Source organism: Eubacterium sp. BIOML-A2 (assembly GCF_009680135.1).
Taxonomy (GTDB): Bacteria; Bacillota; Clostridia; order Lachnospirales; family Lachnospiraceae; genus Faecalicatena; species Faecalicatena contortus_B.
This window is the reverse complement of sequence record NZ_WKZK01000050.1, coordinates 1-566: the sequence shown is the minus strand read 5'-3', so window position 1 is coordinate 566 and position 566 is coordinate 1.

Here is a 566-nt window from a genome sequence, read left to right as displayed (position 1 = left end):
CCGCTTTGAGCGTTTTTGAAAGGACATGGATGTTCTCCGGGAGGCTTTCGGCTATCCCTTTATGGAGCTGGCGCATCCAACCGGCAGGAAAAGGACTCGTTCCTAAGGTGGGGCCTCAAAAGGGGGCAGCGTATGGTATTAAATTGGCGGGACTTCTATGTCCCCAGTAGGTGTACATAAGCGATGGGATACGGTTCCAGTATCAAAATAATTCAATACACATCTTGAAGATGAAAAGATACGCATAGCCAATCCACATCCGCTGCCCTGGTCCGAGATCCCACCCGGTTGGCGAGCTTTCCAGCCGATTGGATGAGCCAGCTTTATGACAGGGAGGCCGGGGAGGCGGATGGAATTGGCTATGCGTAACATGCATCTTGATTAAATGGATTTTAAGGCTTTTATGTATGGGAGCTTTGGGACTGTTTTTGAAGAAATCTATTTATTTAGTAACGATTATCGTGTGTAACTCCATATGTTTTTTTATTAATGAACCATACAATCTTTTAAATCCAGTATATTTACGGGTAACAAGGCGATCTAACACTTACACTTATATAAACGAA